The sequence below is a fragment of the Streptomyces sp. NBC_00986 genome, assembly GCF_045162565.1.
Classification (GTDB): domain Bacteria; phylum Actinomycetota; class Actinomycetes; order Streptomycetales; family Streptomycetaceae; genus Streptomyces.
The window spans coordinates 8,354,162-8,375,649 of sequence record NZ_CP108733.1 but is presented as its reverse complement, the minus strand read 5'-3'; the positions used below and the strand labels follow the sequence as shown (position 1 = coordinate 8,375,649).

Below are 21,488 nucleotides of genomic sequence, written 5' to 3'. Positions count from 1 at the left end.
ACGGGCTCACCCCAGCCGTAGCGCCAGCATCGCGATGTCGTCGTCCCGGTCGACACCGAAGCAGTCCAGCAGGGTGTCGCACAGGGCGTCCAGGCCGGGCAGCGCGCCGGAGGCGGCCGCGCGGAGGTGTTCCATCGACACGGAGATGTCCGTGCCCCGGGTCTCGATGAGGCCGTCGGTGATCATGAGGAGCCGGTCGGTGGGTTCGAGGAAGAGTTCCGTGGGCGGCGGATGGGGCAGGCCCACGCCGAGCAGCGGGCCGGCCGCCTTGGCGTAGTCCGCGCTGCCGTTGTCCCGGATGATCAGCGGCGGGATGTGGCCCGCGTTGGCGATGAGGGTGCGCCCGGTGTCCGGGTCGACGAGAGCCAGGCAGACGGTGACCGTGGTCTCCGGGTGGTAGTGCTGGAGCATCCGGTCCAGCCGCTCGGCGAGGACGCTCGGGTCGCTCTCGTCGACGCAGTAGGCGCGCAGGGCGTGCCGTATCTCCACCATGACGGTGGCCGCCTCCAGCGAGTGCCCGACCACGTCGCCGACGGCGAACAGCACTCCCCTGGCGACCTTCAGCACGGCGTAGAAGTCGCCGCCGATCTCGGTGTCCTGGGACGCGGGCACGTACCGTACGACCGTGTCGACGCCCGGGAGTTCGGGCAGCCGGTCCGGCGTGGGCAGGAAGCTGCGCTGGAGGGTGAGGGCGACATGCCGCTCGACCTGGTACATGAGGAGCGGTTCGGCGGCGAGCGCGGTGGCCTGGGCGAGTTGCGCGAGCAGCGCCCCGGCCTCGGGGCCCACCCGGCGCAGCCCGCGGGTGGGGGCGGCGAGACAGACCGGGGCCCGGCCCTCATGAGTAAGGACCAGCGCGAGGCGGGCGTCGTGCTCCACGCCGGGCCGGAAGAACCCGGTGGGCCACAGCGGCGCGGGCACCGTGGTGATCTGCACCCCGGACTGCCCCTGGGAGAGCCGCCGCAGCAGCCGGGCCACGGTCCGGTCGGCGTCCTCGCCCGGCAGCGCCACCGCGGTGCGGTCCCGGGGCAGGCCGCGGTACAGCTGGTCGTCCCGGTCGAGGACGAACACGGCGGCGGGGGTGCCGGTGAGCCGTGCGGTGCCGTCGGCGGCGACGTCGACGAGCTCCTGGAGGGAGCGCGCCGCCTGGATGGTGACGATCATCTCCGACAGCAGCGTCAGCCGCCGTACGAGCGCCTGGTCGTCGGCGCGCAGCCGGGCGGCGCGGACCGCGGACCGGACCGCCGCCTCGATCTCCTCGGGCTCCGCGGGCACCGTGAGAAAGGCCTCGTCGCCCGCGTCGAGCGCCTGGCAGCGGTCGCTCGGGGGCGCGGCGAGCGCCGAGACGTGCACGACCGGCAGGCCCGCCATGCGCGGCCGCTCCTTGAGCAGCCGGCACAGGTCGAACCCGCTCATGTCCGGCAGGTGCACGTCGATCAGGGCCACGTCGGGCAGGTTCCCCTTGCGCAGCCGCACATCGAGTTCGTCGAGCGCCTCGGCGCCGCTGCCGACCGCGAGGACCCGGTGCCCCGCGCGGCTCAGCACACTTTCGATCGCGAACCGGTTCGCGGGCTCGTCGTCCACGACCAGCACGGTCGCATGCGTCAGCTTGCCGTTGACGTCCATTTTTCTCAGACCTGGCCCTTTGACACACCGGTGGGGCAGGCCGGTGTCCACAGCCTGCCCCACTACGGTAATGCGCTTTCAGGGTGTCCGGGTGAATACCGCCACAGTGCGTCCCGGAACGACGAAGGTGCCCGAAACCTTCGTGTACGAGGCCGACTTCACGGTGGCGTCCGCGCCCGCCGCCTGCACCGGGTGCAGCCGGTAACCGGTACCGGCCAGCGCTTCCACTTTCTGCTCCCGCGCGCTCGGCGTCGCGTTGAACACGACCACCAGATCACCGAGTTCCATGGTGATCACCCCGGGCGTCTCGTCCTTCCCCGACAGCGGGAAGGACATCTCCGACTGCACCTGTCCGGCCGTGCCGAGCGAGAAGACGGACTCGGTCGTACGGATCTTCAGCAGATCCCGGTACGCGGCCGATGCCCCGTCGATCTGCCCGCAGCCGACCTTGACCGACGTCAACAGACCTTTCGCGTACGGCCACTTGGACTCGTTGTCGGCGGCCATCGGCAGGCCCCGCCCGAAACCGTTGCCGTCCGCGCAGTTCCAGTGGATCGCGTTGAACCAGTCACCGCTGTCGAACGAGTTGCGGTCCAGGGACTTGGAACGCAGCAGGTCGGTACCGGCCTGGGAGAGGGACGGCCCCTGCGACAGGGTGGCGGTGGCCATCGCGAGGACCTGCATCCGCGCCCGGTCGTCGGCACTCGTCGTGGCCGGCAGCTTGTAGGTCAGCGCGTCGAACAGCGACTCGTTGTCGTGCGCGTCGACGTAGGCAAGGGCGTCGCCGGGCGCGTCCGCGTAGCCGGCGGGAGCGCCGTTGTAGTCGATCTCGGCGCCGGTGACGGCCTTCCCGTCGGTGTCCGTGAACCGGTACTTGGCGAGGTTGCCGCTCAGGCCGACCTTGATGAGGTCCTGGTAGTGCAGGAGGCGGGCCTTCTGCTCGGCCGAAGTGCCGTTCTCCGTAGAGGAGTTGGGGTCGGTGTAGAGCCCGGAGGCGAAGCCCTGCACCCCCGGGTCCTCGTCGAAGGGGCTGCCGCCGCGTACGGCGTCACGGGCCCGGTCGGAGAAGGTCGCGATGCCGGTGCCGGCCATGTTCTTCTGCGTGGCCTGCACGAAACGGGCGTCGTCGGCGACCTCGCCGAAGTTCCACCCCTCGCCGTACATGATGATCTTCTTGCCGTCGACGCCGTCCTTCGCGAGGGTCAGCGCGTCCAACGCCTTGCGTACGGCGAGGATGTTGGCCTTCGGCTGGTGTCCCATGAGGTCGAAGCGGAAGCCGTCGACCTTGTACTCCTTGGCCCAGGTGACCACGGAGTCGACGACGAGCTTGCCCATCATGGCGTTCTCGGTCGCCGTGTTCGCACAGCAGGTGGAGTTCGCCACGCTGCCGTCGGCGAGGAGCCGCTGGTAGTAGCCGGGCACGATCTTGTCGAGCACCGAATAGTCCGCCTGCCCACTGGCCGCCGTGTGGTTGTAGACCACGTCCATGACGACCCTCAGTCCGTCCTCGTTCAGCGACTTGACCATCTTCCGGAACTCGACGGTACGACCGGTGCCGTCCGGGTCGGTCGCGTACGAACCCTCCGGAACCGTGAAGTGGTACGGGTCGTAACCCCAGTTGTAGGCGTCCTTCGCGGCGACGGCCGCCACGCACTCCTGCTGCTGCTCCGAATCGGCGGCGTAGGAGGCGAGATCGCAGTCGGTGGTCGACTGCTCGGACTTCTTCTCCGGGATGGTCGCGATGTCGAAGGCGGGCAGCAGATGCACGTACGAGGTCCCGGACTTGGCCAGTTCGCGCAGGTGCTTCGAGCCGTCGCTGTTCTTGTCCGTGAAGGCGAGATACGTGCCTCGCTCGGCGGCCGGGACGGTCTTGTCGTCAACTGAGTAGTCCCGGATGTGCAGTTCCTGGATCTCGGCGTCCTTCAGCGCCACCGCCTTCGGCTTCTTCAGGGTCGACCAGCCGTTCGGGGCAAGGGACTTGTCGGCGAGGTCGACGACGAGGCTCTGCTTCGAGTCGGTGGTGAGGGCGACCGAGTAGGGGTCGGTGACCTCGTTGGTGACGAGCTTCTGGACGGTCGGCGCCCACACCTTCACGACGTACCGGTACGGCTTGTTCTTCCAGGAGGCGGGACCGGTGACGGACCAGACGCCGGTGGTGGCGTTCCGGCTCATCTTCTTCAGTGACCCGTCGAGATCGAGGGACACGCTCTGCGCGGTCGGCGCCCAAACGGCAAGCGTGGGGCGGCCGTTGTGGAAGGTGGGGCCGAGGTCGGCCTTGGTCGCGGTGCCGTACACGTCGTCGAGCACTCCGGCGATCTGCACGCCGGTGGCGGCCAACACGGCGCCGTTCACGGCCCGTTGGGAGGCGACGAGCTGCCCGTCCAGGGCCTCCTTCACCCGCCCCCGATCACGCGGGTCGACGGTCCAGGCCGAATAGTCCTTCAGGTAGGGGAACTTGGCCTTCTGGGCGTCGGTGAGCGTGGTCTTGGACAGCCGGAGCCACCGCTCGTCGTCGCTCGTCAGCGTGCCGTCCTTCACGGCGATCGAACCGTCGTGGGAGTACAGGAGTTGAGTGGAGGCGGCCGCGTCGGAGCCGTTCCAGGCGAGCGTGTTCCGGTCGATCCAGACCGCCTTGGAGGTGGTCAGGTCGAGGGCGGCCGCGCTGCCGGCGGGCTGCGGCAGGAGGTACTTCTCCTGGCCGTTCAAGAGCCAGACCTCATTGCCGTTGGTCTTGAGATCCAGCGACTGGTCGGCGGAGAGGTCCTTCTCGTCGCCCTTGTGGATGATGTAACTGAGGCTGGTGGCACCGGAGTTGAGCGGTACCTCGAAGACAGCGCCATAGGCGTCAGTCTTCACCGGTTGGAGCGGGCTCGACCAGTCCGTCGGGCTCGCGGCACCTGTCCAGACGTGCAGCCCCCAGCCGGAGTAGTCGCCGTCCGCCCGGTGGTAGTGGATGACGGCCTTGGTGGTGTCCTGCGCCGGGTAGTCGGGCCGCTGTGTCTGTACGGCCTCCTTGCCCTGCTCGATCCACACCTCGCCGGTCTGCGTGACGTCGATCGAACGGTCCGCGGAGACGTCCTTGTTGCCGTCCTTGTCGATCACCAGGAAGCTGACGTTCGTAGCGCCGGGCTTCAACTTGACGTAGGCGAAGGCGCCGTAGGCATCGCGGCCGACGAAGGGATGGCTAGCGGGCCAGGTGGTCGCCTCGCCGTCCGCCAGGTCGCCCCAGGCGTAGAGGCCCCAGTTGTCGTAGTCGCCGTCGGTGCGCTTGTAGTGGACGATCGCGTAGTCACGTGAGGAGGCGGTGGGGACCTCTTCGGCGGGCGGGGTGCCGGTGGTGGAGACGGCTGTCGCGCTCGCCGTACGTCCGGTCGAGTCGACGACAACTGCCTTGTAGCGCAGGGCTGTTCCGGCCGGTACGTCCCTCCCGATGACCTGCGTGACCTTGTACGGGGCGTGGTCGGCGGAGCCCAGGGTCTGCCACTTGCCGTTGCCGGTCTGGGCGGCGAAGACGACCCGGTTGAGCCGGCCGCCGGTGACGTCGGCGCTCAACTCGACGGTGCCGGTGGCGCCCGTGTCCGGAGCCTTGAGGGTGATCGTGGGCTTGGTCACGGGCTTGGCGAGAGCGCCGGCCGCCTTGAGGACGATCGCGGTACCGGCCGGGACGGTGACGGTCACCTTGTTGTCGGCACCGCTCGTCGCGGTGGCCGAAGTGCCGTAGATCCCCCGGTACTTCATGTCCGGCGAACCGGTCGCGAAGGTCACCGTCTTTGCGGTGTCGGCATTGTTGAGGGCGACGACGTACTCGGCGTTCTTGGCGGTGCGCGTGAAGGCGTAGACACCGGCGCCGTCGGCCGCGTAGCGCTCGGTCTGGACGCCGTCGGTGAGGGCGGGGTTGTCCTTGCGCAGCTTCGAGAGAGCGGCAATCTCCTTGTACAGCGGGGCAGTTGAGTCGTACGCGTCGCTGGCAGCAGTCCGATCGGTGCCGATCTCGTCGTCGTCGAGATAGTCGGCGACCTTCGACGCGAACATCGTCTGGCGGGCGTCCTTGTCGCCGCCGGAGCCGGTGAAGCCCTGTTCGTCGCCGTAGTAGACGACGGGGTTGCCGCGGCTGAGGAACATCAGCTCGTTGGCGAGCCTGTCCTTGGCGAGGAGTTGGGCGTCGGTGGCCTTCGGGTTGTCCTGGTCGAGGAAGTAGCCGATGCGGCCCATGTCGTGGTTGCCGAGGAAGGTGACCTGCTCGTACGCGTTCGCCTTGTCGGTCGTGTACTTGTAGTCGTCGCCGAAGACACTCGCGAGCTTCTGCGCGCTGCCGCCCTGCGAGGCGTAGGCGCGGGCCGCGTCCTGGAAGGGGAAGTCGAGCGTGGCGTCGAGGCGGCCCTGGGTGACGTACGGCGAAGTGACCGACGTGTCGGCGGAGTAGACCTCGCCGAACATGAAGAAGTTCTTCCGGCCGTGCTGGGCCGCGTAGTTGTCGAGTGCGGTGGCCCACTGGGTCCAGAAGTCCATGTCGACGTGTTTCACGGTGTCGATGCGGAAGCCGTCGACGTCGAAGTCGCGCACCCACTTCTCGTAGATCTTCTCCATGCCGCTGACGACCTCGGGACGTTCGGTCCACAGGTCGTCGAGGCCAGAGAAGTCGCCGTAGGTGGCGTTCTCGCCGACGTAGGTCGAGTCGCCCCGATTGTGGTACATCGTCGGGTCGTTGAGCCAGGACGGGACCTTCACGTTCGCCTTGTCGGCGGGGACGGTCGGGGTCTTCGGGAAGGACGCGGTGGTGACGGCGGGGAAGGTCTTCTTGCCGTCCGCGTAGTCGGCGTCGTCGAAGGGCTGCCCGTCCTTGGTCAGGTACGGGAAGGCGCCCTTGGAGAGGTAGCCGTAGGACTTGCCCTCGTAGTCGACGACGTCGGCGGTGTGGTTGGTGATGACGTCGAAGAAGACCTTCATGCCCTTGGCGTGGGCCTTGGAGATGAGGGTCGCCAGGTCCTTGTTGGTGCCGAAGTGCGGGTCGACCTTGGTGAAGTCCGTTATCCAGTAACCGTGGTAGCCGGCGGAGGCGTCGCTCCCCGCGCCCTGCACGGGCTGGTTCTTGAAGATCGGGGCCATCCAGATCGCGGTGGTGCCGAGGCCCTTGATGTAGTCGAGCTTCTTTGCCAGGCCCTTGAGGTCGCCGCCCTGGTAGAAGCCCTTGTCGGTGGGGTCGTAACCGGTGCTGAGGCGTGAACCGGTAAGCCCGCCAAGGTCGTTGGAGGTGTCGCCGTTCGCGAACCGGTCCGGCATCACGAAGTAGAACTGCTCACGGGTGTCGTCGTGCCGGGCGGGCGTGGCGGCCAGCTTGGCGTCCGACGGGGGTGCGGGCGGGGTCGCGGCGTGGGCGGCGAGGGGTTGGACGAACGCCGCGAGGAGCGCGGCGACGATGACGCCCGTGGCCCTTCTCCGTCGCTCGGTGCGGCGCGTGCGGGGCGCCGGCCATCTCGGTATCACAGGCGTGAACTCCTTGCGATTACGGCTCAGTTCGGGTCCGACCCCGGCGAGACCGTATCGCCGACGCAAGGGTTGCAGCAAGAGTCATGAAAGGGGGAGAAAGAACTTTCAGCAGCGCTCCTGCCGGTCGGCCACGGAAAGGGCGCAGCGCTCCTGCCGGTCGGCCACGGAAAGGGCGCAGCGCTCTTGGCGGTGGCCCGCGGAAAGGGTGCGGGGCTCGTGTCGGTTTCCCACCGGAACGGTCTGGAACCGATCACTCCGGCAACCCGTCCTACAGGCCGTACCTGTTGCACATCGCGGAACACGGACCCGGGCCTCACCCCTCGGCGCGGCCGTCACCCACGACACACCTCCGGGTAGGACACGATCCGCTCCGGGCCGCCCAGTTCACCACCCTTGGTCAATAGATTTACCTAGGCAACCAAGGGCATGCGAGAGGAAAGCCTCGATGGAGCCTTTGATGGATCCCTTGATGGAGTTATCCCATCTGGTGGAGGCGCTGAGAGCGGAGGCGCTGGACGCCGCTCTGACCGACGACGGGCAGATCGTCGTCAACCTGCCCAGCAGCAGGGACCAGTTGATCCTCGGGCCGAGCCGGGGCGGGAGCGAGCCCCGGCTGTTCTGGCAGCGCCGTACGTTCCTGGGGACGCGGACGAACGAGTGCGGGTATCTGGAGTGGACTGCCGCCCCTGAGCCCGTAGTTGGGGCGATCCTCGGCTACGCACGCGCCCCCGGGCTGACCGGGCCGCAGTACGGACCGGTGCTGGACGCGCTGCGGAGCAACGGTCTCGACGCGGCGATCGTGACGACCAGCGGGGGCTGTCATCTGATCTGCGTCCATCTCGCCGACGGCACCCAACTCATCGTCGGGGCCCCCGAGTCGCTGCCTCCGCAGCTGTCGCAGGTGACCGGCTGGCTCGTCCGGCACAGGGGCCCCGGCAACAGATCCACGGTGGTCTACCACTCAACTCCGGCTCCGGTTTCGGTGTCGTCTTCGGCTTCGGCTTCGGCTTCGGCTTCGCAGGACCGCGATGCCGGGGCGCCGACCGGTGGGCCCGACATCCACCTGATGGCGAAGCACGTCGCCCGCTACGTCACGGAGGCGGGCCTGCGCCATGACGGCCACCGCCCGCTGACCACACCGGCCCCCGAGCAGGAGGTCACCGCGAGGTCGCTGGCGCTTCTTGTCGGGGAACTGGCCCAACTACCGCGCCACCAAAAGGAGTTGGACAACTCCGGCGGCGCCCTCATCACCATCACCGAGCGGGACGGCACCGACACCCGGACCACGGAGATCCCCGCCGGACTCGTGAGCCGTATGCACTCGGTCCTGTTCAGCATGCTCACCGTCATGCGGCCGTACGACGAGTAGGGGGACGCGGGCCGGCCTCAACGGGACCCGGCGCGGGTGCCGTTGAGGCGGAGCGGGACGATGAAGGGGATGACGACGACGCGAGAACAGTTCGAGCAGCGGCTCGCCGCACTGGGCGATCCCTGGCTCACCCGCAGGCAGGTGGCGGAGCTGGCCGGGGTCGCGGAGAAGACGGTCCGGAACTGGCTCGCCGAAGGCCCCCTCGATCCCGCCCGCGTCCGCACGGGCCCGCACAACGCCCAACTGATCGAGCGCGAGGCGGTGTTGACCCTGGTCCGCCGGAACCTCTTCGAGCCCAAGTCCGGCACGACTGCCCTGCGAACCGGCCCGCGGCTGGCAGCGGAACCCCGCCGCTTGAGCCATGCCCCCGGCGAGCAGTGGGGGTGGGCCGACATCGCGAGGCGACGCGGGGTGACGCCCGGCGCCGTCAGCAACTTGGCGAAGTCCTACGAGAACCACCCGGTCAGGCCGTTCCCGCGAGCCGTAGGGCACAAGCGGGACGCGGGGGCCGTAGCCGAGTGGTTCCTCTGGTACGACACCGAGCGTCCGGGTTACGCGGCACGGCGCGCGTACGGCCGTATCCCGGAAGTCGTCGCCCGGCTGGAGGCGGCGCTGGCCGCCCCGGAGGACCTGACCACGACGAGGCTCGCCTACGAGCTGGGCGTCGCCCACACCGTGGCCCGTACCTATCTCGCCGCAGCGGCAGGGCAGTTGATGCCCCGTCACGGACTCATCGCCCGCAACACCATCGCGGACCTCCTGGCACAGTCCGGCCACGACGGAACGGCCGAGCAGCGACGCGAGCGGGTGCGGACCCTGCTGAGCCGCGGGGACGCGCCGCGCAAGCACGTCACGGTGGGCGGCACGGACTACTACGAGAAGGCGGCGATCGAGCGTCTTCTGTCACCGCCGCGGGACAGCTGAAGGGCGCGCCGAGACCAGCCACAGCCTGAACGGTCGTCGATCTGTCGGAGAGGACCTCATGTCAGCCGTTGTTGTCGTCGGTGCGGGAATCGTCGGCCCCTCGGTGGCCTACCACCTGGCCCGTCGAGGCGTCCCGGTCACTCTGCTCGAACAAGGACCCGCACCGGCCACCGGGGTCACCGGGGTCACCGGGAACTCCTTCGCCTGGATCGGTGGCTCGGGCGGCCACTGGCCCGGCGGCGCACGGGATCTCCGCGAGTACGTCCTGGCGGACTACCGGCGCCTGGAGAACGAACTGCCCCAGGTCACCGTCCGAAGGACCGGCTCGCTGTCCTGGGCCGACGTGCCGGACGGGGACTCACGGCCGGGGCCGGGCCAGTTCCGCGTCGGGCGGAGCGAGATCGCGGCCCTGGAACCCAACCTCCGGCACCCGCCCGACCAGGCCGTCCACACCCCGAGCGACGCGGGCGTCGACCCAACTGCCTTGGCCCGCACACTCGTTGCGGCCGCCGGTGCCCACGGAGCGACCGTGCTCCACGACACCGTGGTCACCTCCTTGCAGGTGACCGACGGGCACGTCGAGGGAGTCCTGACATCGACCGGGCTCCACGCCGCCACCACTGTCGTCCTCACGGCCGGAACCACCGTCCCCCAACTGTGCGAGCGCCTGCCGGTCGACCTGGCCATGGCCGCCTCCCCAGCCACCCTCGCGCGGGTCGCAGCGCCCCCGGGTCTGGTCAAATCCATCGTGGCCAGCCCTGATTTCGAGGTCCGGGAGGTACGCGCCGGCCACCTCCTGCTGGTCGTACCGCAGGCTGGCGCCGCAGCGGGAAAGCCCGAGCAGGCCACTCAAGACGCATTCCGCCACCTGCGGACCGCCTTCCGAGGAAGCGACCGATGCCACCTGCTGTGCCACCGCACCACCGGACGCCCCATGCCCGCGCACGGCCCCGTCATCGGATACGCGACACACGATCGATCCCTCTACGTCGCCGTCATGCACTCCGCCGTCACCCTGGCACCCACCGTCGGACGACTCGTCGCGGACGAACTCGTGACCGGCAGACCGGCTCCCGAACTACGACGGTCTCGGCCCCGCGTGCACTGACATCACGCCCTACCGCCGTCCGCGGCCGGACCTTCTGGTACCCGCTCCGGATTCAACGTACTCAACTACGGATCATCGACATCAACGACCGGTGAGTCGCGCCGTCCGCGGCCACGACAAGTCCGCGGCCCGACGGTCCGATCGGACCGCCGTCGATTCCGGTGACCAGGCACCCGGCGGCACGGCACAGGGCGATACCGGCAGCGAAGTGCACACTCTCGAACAAGTCGACACCATCGGTGACGTACGCGGCGCGCCTGCCGGCGGCGACCCAGGCCAGGGCGAGCGTCGTGGAGACCACCCGGGGCCGGAACCGCTCCACGAACTCCGGGTGGGCCAGCAGGTCCACGGCCCGGAACTCCGGCGCGCCGGGAAACGGCGGGTCCAGGTTGACATCGACGAGTCGGGTGGCGGGCGTGGGTGTCAACTCGACGTCGGCACCGTCATTCCGCACCCAGGCGGTCACACCGTCGGTGAAGAAGACCTCGCCGCTGAACGGGTCGCCCACCGCGGCCGCACCGCCGCGCAGCGCCACATTGACGGCCACCAGCATGGTGCCGGCAGCGTAGTTCAACGTGCCGCACAGGGGATCGACCAACCACTGGCGTACGGCCTCCGCACCGCCTTGCAGCCCGCCCTCCTCGCCGAGCACGGCGTCGTCGGGCCGGGCGGCACGGATGACACCGATGATCGACTTCTCTGCCTCCACATCGGCGGCGGTCGCGAAGTCCCCGGCGCCCTTGTGGATGCGAGTGAGTCGCCGACCGTACATGGAGCGCACCACATCCGCGCCGGCACGCACCGCCGCTGTCGCGACACCAGCATCATCAAGATCCTCATACGAATCGACCATGCCGCGCAGGATAACGACACCGGGCTCATCGCCTGCTGGCCCGGACCTGGCCCCTCTGCGACCACGTGGATTCTCTTACCTTCTCCCGCGAACAAAACCGTCGTGCCGCGCATCGAACCTTGTGTACGGCACCAGAACGACGGTGCGGGCCGCAGACCACGGCCCGCGAAGCAGGAGTGGGGAACATGACCATGAACGAGCACCTGAACACCACCGACCAGACCGGCACCGCCAAGCACCGGCGCCGCGCCGACCGCAAGCTCGGGCGCACGATGATCGGCCTGGGTGCCGTCGTCGGCCTGGGTCTCGCGGCCTGGGCGGGTACCGCCAATGCCGCGACCACCACGGGTACGGCCACCGCGAAGGCGACGCCGACCTGCTCGGCCGCCGCGCTGAAGGCGACCTACGGTCAGCAGCTCGCCGGTGGCATGAACCACGAGGGTGTCGTCATCCGGCTGCGCAACCTCAGCGGCAAGACCTGCGCGCTGCGCGGCTACCCCGGCCTGGGCCTGGAGAACTCCGCCCACAAGAAGCTCACGACCCACACCACCTGGGGCAACACCTGGTACGCGCACAACCCCGGCAAGAAGACCCTCACCCTCAAGGACGGCGAGAGCGCCGAGGCCGTAGTCGCCTGGACCCACGCCAACACCGGCACGTCGGGCGCGGTGCACGCCGCCTACCTGGAGATCACCCCGCCCGCCTCCACCCAGCACAAGACCCTGGCCCTCCCCCAGTGGGTCGACCACGGCGACCTCTCGGTGACGGCCCTGGCGAAGCACATCACCATCAACTCCTGATCCCCCACGGTCCGGACGGCGGCGACGTGCCCCCTCGCGCCGCCGCCGTCCAACACCGGTATCAGCAGCTCGACTTGCCCGAGTAGATCGCCAGCGCCGTGTTCGAGCCCAGGGTCGCCGTGAACTGACCGCTGGAGTTCACGGTCACCGACGTGTTGTTCTGGACGTTGCAGTACGTGCCCGCGGCGAGGGACGTCTGGTAGGTCTGCGTCAGCGAGGACGTCTCGTGGTTGATGGCGACGTAGCCCTTGCTGCCGCGGCCGAAGGCGATCGCGTCGTTGCCGTCGTCCCACCAGTTGGTGAGGGACTGGCCGCTGGTCGCGTTGCGGAAGGCGACCATGGACTTGATCTCCGGCCAGGCGTGCTGGCACTTCCAGCCGTCCTGCCAACAGGCCGTCACCGAGCCGCCGTTGGGCGGGCCGGCGTCCGCGTCCGTCCACTCGTAGCCGGAGTTGATGTCCGGGGCGCCGTAGGGGTACGCGAGCATGAAGACGTTGGCCAGCGTGTAGTTGGCGCCGTCCTTGTAGTTGAGGGTGCTGCCGTTGCGCTCTGTGTCGTGGTTGTCTACGAAGACTGCCGCCACCGAGCTGCTCATGTAGCCCCAGCCCTCGCCGTAGTTCTTCAGGTAGGCGAGGTTCTCGTTGTTGAAGACCCGCTTGAGGTCGTAGGCGTAGCGGAACTCCTGGACGTCGCCGTTGCCGGTGTACTCGGTGGGCTGGACGGCCTCGCCGGCGCCGTAGATGACCTCCTGCTTCCAGTACGCGGAGGGGTTCGTCAGGCGGGACTTGATGTTCGCGAGGTCGGTCGCCGGGATGTGCTTGGCCGCGTCGATGCGGAAGCCGTCGGCGCCGTAGCCGAGGAGGGTGTTCATGTAGCCGGCGATGGTGGCGCGGACGTACTCCTCGCCGGTGTCCAGGTCGGCCAGGCCGACGAGTTCGCAGTTCTGGACGTTGGCGCGGTTCGTGTAGTCGCTGACCGTCGACGTGCAGTCGTCCATGTCGTACGAGGAGTACAGGCCGGGGTAGTTGTACTTCGTGTACGACGAACCACCCGTACCGGTGCCGCTGCCCGCCGACATGTGGTTGATGACCGTGTCGACGACGACCTTCACGCCCGCCGAGTGACACGTGTCGATCATGTTCTTGAAGGCCGTCGCGTCACCGAGGCGGCCCGCGATCTTGTAGCTCACGGGCTGGTACGACGTCCACCACTGCGAGCCCTGTATGTGCTCGGCGGGCGGGGAGACCTGGACGTAGCCGTAACCGGCGGGGCCGAGCGTGTTGGTGCACTCCTTGGCGACCGAGGCGAAGTTCCACTCGAAGAGGACGGCGGTGACGTCCTTGGTGCCGGGCGGGGAGGCGTGCGCGGTGCCGGGCACCAGGAGGGCCGTCGCGGCGGCGAGGGCGCAAGCTCCTGCAAGTGATCTGCTGTTGGCCATGTGGGGTTCCTTCTCCGTTGAAGGTTCTTGACAGTTCTTGCTGAAACACCGTGGAAACCTTGCAGTCGCCCAGATGTTAGAGGCCCGCCACCCAAAAGGGCAGCGGGCCGTGTGAAGTTGCTGCAAGAACTTCCCGTGTCGGAGGGGGAGTTGGGGGAGTTAGGGAGAGTTACGGCGTGGTGGTCCACCAAGCCGTCGTGTCGGCCGGCAGCTTCGCCTCGCCCGCCACCTCGGTCACCTCACCGCTCGCCAGCAGGAGACGACCGTACGCCGATGTCGTCACCGACTCCCCGCTTGTGTTCGCCACGCACACGAACTCCCCACGCCGGAAGGCGAGTACGCCCTCCGGCGCCCGCAGCCACTCCACCGAGTCTCCCGCGCCGAGGTCCGGCTGGGTACGGCGCGCGGCGAGCGCGGCCCGGTACAGCTCCAGCGTCGAACCGGCCGCCCCGGTCTGCGCCTCGATGCTCAACTCGCCCCAGCCCGCCGGCTGCGGCAGCCAACTGCCCCCGCTGCCGAAGCCGTATGACGATCCGTCACGCGTCCACGGGATCGGCACCCGGCACCCGTCACGGAAGCCGTCCTGGCCCGCGCCCCTGAAGTAGGCGGGATCCTGGCGGACTTCGTCCGGGAGATCGACGACATCGGGCAGGCCCAGCTCTTCGCCCTGGTAGATGTACGCCGATCCGGGCAGCGCAAGCATCAGCAACGTCGCGGCGCGGGCCCTGCGCAGGCCCAGCTCCCTGTCCCCCGCCAGACGGATCTGGGTGCCGAGGCCGGGCGGGTTGGCGAAGCGGGTGGCGTGCCGGGTGACGTCGTGGTTGGAGAGGACCCAGGTGGCGGGGGCGCCGACCGGGCGCATGGCCTCCAGGGTGCGGTCGATGACCGTACGCAGCTCCTCGGCGTCCCAATCCGTAGACAGATACTGGAAGTTGAAGGCCTGGTGGAGTTCGTCCGGACGGACGTAGTTCGCCGTGCGCTCGACGGTCGGGGTCCACGCCTCGGCGACGAAGATGCGCTCGCCCGCGTACTCGTCGAGGACCGTGCGCCACTGGCGGTACACGTCGTGCACGCCGTCCTGGTCGAAGAACGGCATGACATCGTTGCCCAGGAGCTTGAGCTGCTCGTGCGAGCCGAGGTCGGGCAACCCCTCCGCCTTGACGAGGCCGTGGGCCACGTCGATGCGGAAACCGTCCACGCCGATGTCCAGCCAGAAGCGGAGGACCGAGCGGAACTCGTCGCCCACCGCCGGGTGTTCCCAGTTGAAGTCCGGCTGCTCGGGCGCGAAGAGGTGCAGATACCACTCCCCCGCCGAGCCGTCAGGTTCGGTGACCCGGGTCCAGGCCGGGCCGCCGAAGATGGACTCCCAGTCGTTGGGCGGGAGTTCGCCGTTCTCGCCCTTTCCGGGGCGGAAGTGATACCGCTCCCGCAGCGGTGAGCCCGGCCCCTCCCTCAACGCCCGCTTGAACCACTCGTGTTGGTCCGAGGAGTGGTTCGGGACGAGGTCGACGATGATGCGCAGGCCGAGCCCGTGGGCGTCCCTGATCAGCGCGTCGGCGTCCAGCAGGTTGCCGAACATGGGGTCCACGGCACGGTAGTCGGCGACGTCGTAGCCGGCGTCCGCCTGCGGGGATGCGTAGAACGGGCTGAGCCAGACGGCGTCGATCCCGAGGTCACGCAGGTACGGGAGGCGGGCGCGGACGCCCTCCAGGTCGCCCATGCCGTCACCGTTGCTGTCGGCGAAACTGCGGGGGTAGACCTGGTAGATCACGGCGTCTCTCCACCAGTCGCTGCGCTTGGCTGCGGCGGGAATCGGTGCCGGGGCGGTGGCGGAGTGCTGCTGGGTCATGGCGTCCTTGGTACGTAACGGGGTTCGGATCATGGGGAGTTGATGACGAGGCGGCCGTGAGGTCAGCGGGGTCGGATGGACCTCACGGCCACCCCGGGTCTCAGGGGGGCTTGGGGGGCAACGCCCCCCAAAAAGGGGCGCGGGGAACTGCGCGACCAGCCACAACAGCCCCGCAGCCAACAACGAAACCGGGTTTTTCAGCCCTTCGTGCCACCCGCGGTGAGCCCAGTAACGAGGTTCTTCTGCACGAGATAGAAGAACGCGGCGACGGGTATCGCGATCAACACAGCCGTCGCAGCCATCAGGTTGCGTTGCGCGTCGTGCTCGCTGACGAACGTCTGCAACCCGACCGCGAACGTGTACTTCGTGTCGGACAGCATGAACGTCGAGGCGAACGCGACCTCGCCGAAAGCCGTGAGGAAGCTGTAGAACGCGGCGACCGCCAGGCCCGGCTTGGCGAGCGGCAGGATCAGTCGCAGGAACGTGCCGAAGGGGTTCAGCCCGTCGACGCGTCCGGCCTCGTCGATCTCGAACGGGATCGTGTCGAAGTAGCCCTTGAGCAGCCAGGCGCAGTAGGGCACGGCGGTCGAGCAGTAGACGAGGATGAGACCAAGGTAGCTGTCGATGAGCTGCAGGTCGGCCAGAATCTGGTACATCGGCACGATGAGTACCGCTATCGGGAACATCTGGGTGACCAGCAGCACCCACATGAACTTCCGGTAACCGGGGAAGCGCATGCGCGACACCGCGTAGCCGGTGCTCGCGGCGATGGTCACGCCGATGACCGTGGTGCCGAACGAGACGATCAGCGAGCTCTTCAACCAGTCGAAGAATCCGGTGTGTTGGAGGACGAACGAGTAGTTGTCGAACGTCATCTTCTTCCAGATGCCGCCCGGGTGGAGATAGTCGTCCGAGTCCGGGCCGAGCGAGAGGAAGACCAGCCAGGCGATCGGGAAGAGCGCGATCAGGCTCGCGATGATCAGGATGCCGTGCGAGCCGAGAGCGCCGGCGCGGCTCAACTCGCCCCGGCGACGGGTCCGTTGGGGTGGTGTCGTGGTGCTCATGGGGACTCCTGCCTCAGATCGCGAGCTGTTGGTCATTGCGGTTCAGCCAGCGGCGGTAGAAGGAGGTGAAGACGATCAGGATGGCCAGCAGCAGGATGCCGTAGGCGGCCGACTGGGCGAATTCGCGCGGCTGTTGGCCGAAGCCGAGGAAGTACGACCAGGTGACGAGGATCTGGGCGTCGGGGGCGGTGTTTCCGAACAGCAGGAAGATCACGGCGAATTGGTTGAAGGTCCAGATCACACCGAGAAGGACGACGGTGGAACTGACCGACCTCAGACCCGGGAGAGTGACGTAGCGGAAGCGCTGCCAGGGGCTCGCGCCGTCCATCTCGGCGGCCTCGTAGAGCGAGGTGTCGATGGACTGGAGGCCGCCGAGCAGCGAGACCATCATGAACGGCACACCGCACCAGGTGTTGACCATGATCGCGGCGAACCGCTGCCAGAACGTGCTCTCCAGCCAGTCGGGTTGGGGCAGATGCAGGCTGTGCAGCGCGGAGTTGATGATGCCGCCGTCGGCAAGCATGAATCGCCAGCCGAAGACCGTGACGAAGGTGGGGACGGCCCACGGCAGGATCAGGATCAGGCGGTAGAGGGTCCTGGCGCGCAGCTTCTGGTTCAGCAGCAGGGCCAGGGAGAGACCGACGGTGTAGTGCAGGGCGACGCAGAGCCCGGTCCAGACGATCGTCCAGATGAAGTGCGACCAGAAGCGGTCGTACGACGTCGGGCCGAACAGGATGTCCTTGTAGTTGTCGAGCCCGATGAACTTGTAGGTGGCGTCGATGTGGTTGACGCCGATCGTGCGCGCGGTGTTGAGGCTGTCGGCGTCGGTGAGCGTCAAGTAGAGGCCGTACACCAGGGGGTAGAGCACGAGGACGCCGAGCACGACGACCACGGGGATGATCATCGCGTACGCGTACCAGTGCTTCTGGTAGGCGTACTTGAGGCGGCTGCCGGGGCCGGGCCGGGGTGCGCGGTCACCGTGGCGCTTGCCGGTCGCGCGGTCGATGGCGACTGTCATGGTTCGTTCGACACCTTCTGGAAGTTCAAGCGGGTACGGCAAGTTCGAGGGCTACGGCGGCTCAGGCCGATGGCCGTCGGATCCGTCCCCCCAGTTCCTGATCTGGCGGATCCGACGGCCACTCGGGGCTACTTGCTGAAGTCCGGGACCAGCTTGGCGATCGCCAGCTCGGCGTTGCTCAGGCCCTTGTCGAGGGACTCCTTGCCACCGGCGACCTTGGGCAGTTCGGTGTCCAACGGGCCCCACAGGGAGCTGTATTCGGCGAGCGCCGGGCGCGGCTGGGCGGCGCCGAGGACGCCCTGGAAACCGGCGATCCCCGGGTCGGACTTCACGGCGGCGGTATAGGCGTCGTCGCGGGTCGGCAGCGTCGAGTTCTTCAGCGCGATCGTCGACTGGGAGGTCGCGGAGGTCATGAAGTTGACGAACTTCAGGGCCGCCTTCTGGTGCGCGGAGTCCGAGCCGGCGTAGACCGAGAGGTTGTGACCGCCGGTCGGGGCACCGGACTTGCCGGTGGAGCCGGCCGGGATCGTGGCGATGCCGAGGTTGGACTTGTCCTTGAAGGCCGAGCCCTTGTAGAAGTTCGTGATCTCCCACGGGCCCTGGATGATCGCGGCGACCTTGCCGTTGACGAACGCGTCCTGGATGTGGGCGTAGGCGTCCGCGGTGGTGTCGGCCTTGTGCAGGCCGGTGCCGGAGAAGAGGCTCAGCCAGGTGCCGTAGGCCTTCTTCGCGGCGGCGGAGTCCACGGTGATCTTCTTCGCGGAGGCGTCGACGGTGTCGGTGCCCTCGCCGTAGAGGAAGGTCTGCGCGTAGTAGGCCTGGGTGGAACCCCAGTAGCCGTCGACCTTGGCCTTGGCCTTGATCGTCGCCGCGTCGGTCTTCAACTCGTCCCAGGTGGTGGGCGCCTGAGTGATGCCGGCCTGCTTGAAGAGGGCCTTGTTGTAGACGAGCGCGAGGGTGTCGGTGACCAGCGGCACGCCGTACGTCTTGCCGTCGTACTGGGCCTGCGTGATCAGGTTCGACTTGAACTTGGCCTGGTCCGCGAGGGCTTCGGTGCCGTCCAGCGGCAGGAAGTAGCCCTTCTTCGCGAAGGCGGGGGTCCAACCGACCTCCGAACGCAGCACGTCCGGGGCACCCTTGGAGCCGGCTGCGGTGTCGAACTTGTTCTGCGCCTGGTCGAAGGGCACGTTGACGTACTTGACCTTGACGTTCTTGTTGGCCGCCTCGAACTTGGCGACCAGTGCCTTGTACGTGGGTGCCTCATTGGTGGCGTTCGAGGTGTCCCACCAGGTGATGGTGACCGGCCCGTCGGACTTGCCGCTGTCACTGTCACTGCCGCCGCAGGCCGTCGCCGCGAGGGCGATGGACGCCACCAGCGCGGTGGCCGCTATGCCACGCCGCATGAGTTCTCCTTGAGGGTGAAAGCCCGTGAGGTGCAGGGAGGCGGTCCCGTCCGCCGCCCTGTCGACTTGCCGACTGCGCCGTTGCGTCCGCCGGGCGTCGCCGAACGTAACAGCGATGCAAGCGCGGCGAAAGTCCTTGCTGCAAAAAACTGCAAGACGGCCCGAGAGTTACCCGTCCGTGACCTCTCCTCGACCCCCGCGAAACCCAGCACTGGTGCGGCTGAGCGGGCAAGGGGACACTTGTGCAAGACTCTGCAAGCTCTTGCCGCATGCCGTACGTCGACCAGCAGCCGACCAGAACACGAGGGATCGCGATGACGCAGCAACCCGCAGCGCGCCGACGGCCGGTACAGTCCACTCCCGTGACCACACGGCTTGCCGACATCGCCGCCCAGGCGGGGGTGAGCGAAGCGACCGTCAGCCGCGTCCTCAACGGCAAGCCTGGCGTCGCCGCCACCACCCGTCAGTCCGTCCTCGCCGCGCTCGACGTGCTCGGCTACGAACGTCCGGTACGGCTGCGGCAGCGCAGCGAGGGCCTGGTGGGCCTGATAACACCGGAGTTGGAGAACCCGATATTCCCCGCCCTGGCGCAGGTCATCGGCCAGGCGCTGACCCGGCAGGGCTACACCCCGGTGCTCGCCACCCAGACCCCGGGCGGTTCCACGGAGGACGAGCTGACCGAGATGCTCGTCGACCGCGGGGTCGCGGGCATCATCTTCGTCTCCGGACTGCACGCGGACACCTCCGCCGACATGCAGCGCTACGAGCAACTCCGGGCGCAGGGCGTGCCGTTCGTGCTCGTGGACGGCTTCTCGCCGAAGGTGCAGGCGCCGTTCATCTCCCCCGACGACCGCGCCGCGATGACCCTCGCGGTCACGCACCTCGTCTCGCTCGGCCACACCCGCATCGGACTGGCCCTCGGCCCCAAGCGGTTCGTACCCGTACAACGCAAGATCGAGGGCTTCGTCCGCACGATGCAGGACCAACTGGCCCTGACCGCCGAGGATGTGGAGACCCGGCTCGTGCAGCACTCGCTGTACACGCTGGAGGGCGGGCAGGCCGCGGCCGCCGCGCTGATCGACCGCGACTGTACGGCGGTGGTGTGCGCGAGCGACATGATGGCGCTCGGCGCGATCCGGGCGGCCCGGCAGCGGGGTCTCGACGTACCCAAGGACGTCTCGGTGGTCGGTTTCGACGACTCGCCCCTGATCGCGTTCACCGACCCGCCCCTGACGACGATCCGCAAGCCGGTCCCGGCGATGGGACAGGCGGCGGTACGGACGCTGCTGGAGGAGATCGGCGGGACGCCCGCCCCGCACAGCGAGTTCGTGTTCATGCCGGAACTGGTGGTGCGCGGGTCGACGGCTTCGGCACCCGGCGACCGGAATCGTCCCTAAGGGGGAGGAACCGAGGCCGTACCCAGTGCGCTGGTAGTAGTCCGGGGCCTCTCCTCGTCGTAGAACATGCGAGCCGGACCCGACCAAGGGATGATCGGTCGCGGAAGCCTTTTCTGGCAGACTTTGTGTCTATGGGTGAGACCACCGTGACGACATTGGAAGGCCGTGAAGAAGCCGTTCCGAGCCCCGTCGCGGACGCCGCGGGGCAGGGTTTTCTGCGCCGGTTGCGGACTCCGCGCCGGCCCCGGCTGTGGTTCGAGATCCTGCTGATCGCGGTGAGTTACTGGACGTACTCACAGATCCGCAACGCGGTCCCGGAGCAGCGGACCGAGGCGCTGCGCAACGCCGACTGGATCTGGCGTGTGGAGCACCATCTCGGCATCGCCGTCGAGCAGTCGGTCAACCACGCCGTGAATTCGGTGACTTGGCTGATCGTCGGGATGAACTACTACTACGCCACACTGCACTTCGTGGTGACGCTGGGTGTCCTGGTGTGGCTGTTCCGCAGTCATCCGGGCCGGTACGCGGCGACGCGCCTCGTCCTCTTCGCGACGACGGCCGTGGCCCTGGTCGGTTACTACTTCTTCCCGCTGGCCCCGCCCCGCCTCATGAACGGCAGCCACTTCGTCGACACGGTCATGGTCCACCAGACCTGGGGTTCGATGGCGTCGGGCGACCTGAAGCACGTGTCGAACCAGTACGCCGCGATGCCGTCCATGCACATCGGCTGGTCCCTGTGGTGCGGCCTGACGATCTTCACTCTGGCCAAACTCCCCTGGGTCCGGATCCTCGGCCTCCTCTACCCGGCCCTGACCCTGATGGTCATCGTCTCCACGGCCAACCACTTCTGGCTCGACGCGGTGGGCGGCATGCTCTGCCTGGCCTTCGGCTTCACGGTCTCCCGCCTCTGGTACGGCGCGTTCCCGTACGCCTTGCCGAGGACGGTGGCGGTACGGGGGGCGAGCGGAACGTGGCTGCCCACGAAGGCGTGAACGCTCCGCTGGGTGCGTGGGCTCCGCTGGTTGCGTGGGTTGCGTGCGTTGCGTGGGTTGCGTGGGTTGCGTGGATATGCGGCTCCGCCGTGGGGCCGCGTTGCCGTCGTTCCGGTGCCGCGCCGTCGTAGCTGGTCGCGCCCACGCGGCGGAGCCGCAT

General features: G+C 68.2%; 14 protein-coding genes. 6 read left to right on the top strand and 8 right to left on the bottom strand.

Features of this window, described 5'->3' with window-relative positions; genetic code table 11:
- Positions 1-6 precede the first annotated feature (6 nt).
- Positions 7-1,626, bottom strand: coding sequence for a SpoIIE family protein phosphatase (locus tag OG504_RS37465; protein WP_405993778.1), 1,620 nt, complete (start codon positions 1,624-1,626; stop codon positions 7-9).
- Between the two features lie 78 nt (positions 1,627-1,704).
- Positions 1,705-7,110: a pullulanase-type alpha-1,6-glucosidase gene (gene pulA / locus OG504_RS37460; RefSeq protein ID WP_405993777.1), complete on the bottom strand. Its 5,406-nt coding sequence runs from the start codon at positions 7,108-7,110 to the stop codon at positions 1,705-1,707.
- A gap of 472 nt (positions 7,111-7,582) precedes the next feature.
- Between pulA and OG504_RS37455 the strand changes: the two genes are divergently transcribed.
- The 3 genes from OG504_RS37455 to OG504_RS37445 all read left to right on the top strand — a co-directional run bounded on the left by OG504_RS37455 (position 7,583) and on the right by OG504_RS37445 (position 10,514).
- Entirely contained in the window at positions 7,583-8,482 is a 900-nt protein-coding gene (locus OG504_RS37455) for a hypothetical protein (protein WP_405993776.1), read from the top strand.
- A 69-nt stretch (positions 8,483-8,551) separates the two neighbouring features.
- Positions 8,552-9,406 (top strand): helix-turn-helix domain-containing protein, encoded by an 855-nt coding sequence (locus OG504_RS37450; RefSeq protein WP_405993775.1) that lies wholly within the window; start codon positions 8,552-8,554, stop codon positions 9,404-9,406.
- 58 nt (positions 9,407-9,464) lie between these two features.
- Positions 9,465-10,514, top strand: a complete 1,050-nt coding sequence (locus tag OG504_RS37445; protein WP_405993774.1) for an NAD(P)/FAD-dependent oxidoreductase — start codon at positions 9,465-9,467, stop codon at positions 10,512-10,514.
- A 61-nt stretch (positions 10,515-10,575) separates the two neighbouring features.
- On the opposite strand, the gene OG504_RS37440 is transcribed toward OG504_RS37445, so the two are convergent.
- Entirely contained in the window at positions 10,576-11,367 is a 792-nt protein-coding gene (locus OG504_RS37440) for an inositol monophosphatase family protein (protein ID WP_405993773.1), read from the bottom strand.
- A gap of 185 nt (positions 11,368-11,552) precedes the next feature.
- Between OG504_RS37440 and OG504_RS37435 the strand changes: the two genes are divergently transcribed.
- A complete protein-coding gene (locus OG504_RS37435) occupies positions 11,553-12,167 on the top strand; it encodes a DUF4232 domain-containing protein (RefSeq protein WP_405993772.1) in 615 nt (204 codons plus the stop codon).
- 61 nt (positions 12,168-12,228) lie between these two features.
- Here the strand turns inward: OG504_RS37435 and OG504_RS37430 are convergent, their stop codons facing one another.
- The 5 genes from OG504_RS37430 to OG504_RS37410 form a co-directional block, all read right to left on the bottom strand.
- Positions 12,229-13,605 (bottom strand): alpha-amylase family protein, encoded by a 1,377-nt coding sequence (locus OG504_RS37430; protein ID WP_405993771.1) that lies wholly within the window; start codon positions 13,603-13,605, stop codon positions 12,229-12,231.
- Between the two features lie 169 nt (positions 13,606-13,774).
- Positions 13,775-15,454, bottom strand: coding sequence for an alpha-amylase family glycosyl hydrolase (locus OG504_RS37425; protein ID WP_405993770.1), 1,680 nt, complete (start codon positions 15,452-15,454; stop codon positions 13,775-13,777).
- 197 nt (positions 15,455-15,651) lie between these two features.
- The gene (locus OG504_RS37420; RefSeq protein WP_405993769.1) at positions 15,652-16,518 is read right to left on the bottom strand and encodes a sugar ABC transporter permease; all 867 of its coding nucleotides are present in this window, start codon (positions 16,516-16,518) and stop codon (positions 15,652-15,654) included.
- A 13-nt stretch (positions 16,519-16,531) separates the two neighbouring features.
- Positions 16,532-17,536, bottom strand: a complete 1,005-nt coding sequence (locus OG504_RS37415) for a carbohydrate ABC transporter permease (RefSeq protein WP_405993768.1) — start codon at positions 17,534-17,536, stop codon at positions 16,532-16,534.
- A 128-nt stretch (positions 17,537-17,664) separates the two neighbouring features.
- Positions 17,665-18,939 (bottom strand): extracellular solute-binding protein, encoded by a 1,275-nt coding sequence (locus tag OG504_RS37410; protein WP_405993767.1) that lies wholly within the window; start codon positions 18,937-18,939, stop codon positions 17,665-17,667.
- Between the two features lie 362 nt (positions 18,940-19,301).
- On the opposite strand from OG504_RS37410, the gene OG504_RS37405 reads away from it, so the two are divergent.
- Together OG504_RS37405 and OG504_RS37400 are read left to right on the top strand one after the other, a co-directional pair.
- Positions 19,302-20,336 carry a LacI family DNA-binding transcriptional regulator gene (locus tag OG504_RS37405; RefSeq protein ID WP_318015932.1) on the top strand — a complete coding sequence of 345 codons (1,035 nt, stop codon included), beginning with the start codon at positions 19,302-19,304 and terminating at the stop codon, positions 20,334-20,336.
- A gap of 131 nt (positions 20,337-20,467) precedes the next feature.
- A complete protein-coding gene (locus tag OG504_RS37400) occupies positions 20,468-21,328 on the top strand; it encodes a phosphatase PAP2 family protein (RefSeq protein WP_405993766.1) in 861 nt (286 codons plus the stop codon).
- The last annotated feature ends 160 nt before the right edge of the window (positions 21,329-21,488 follow it).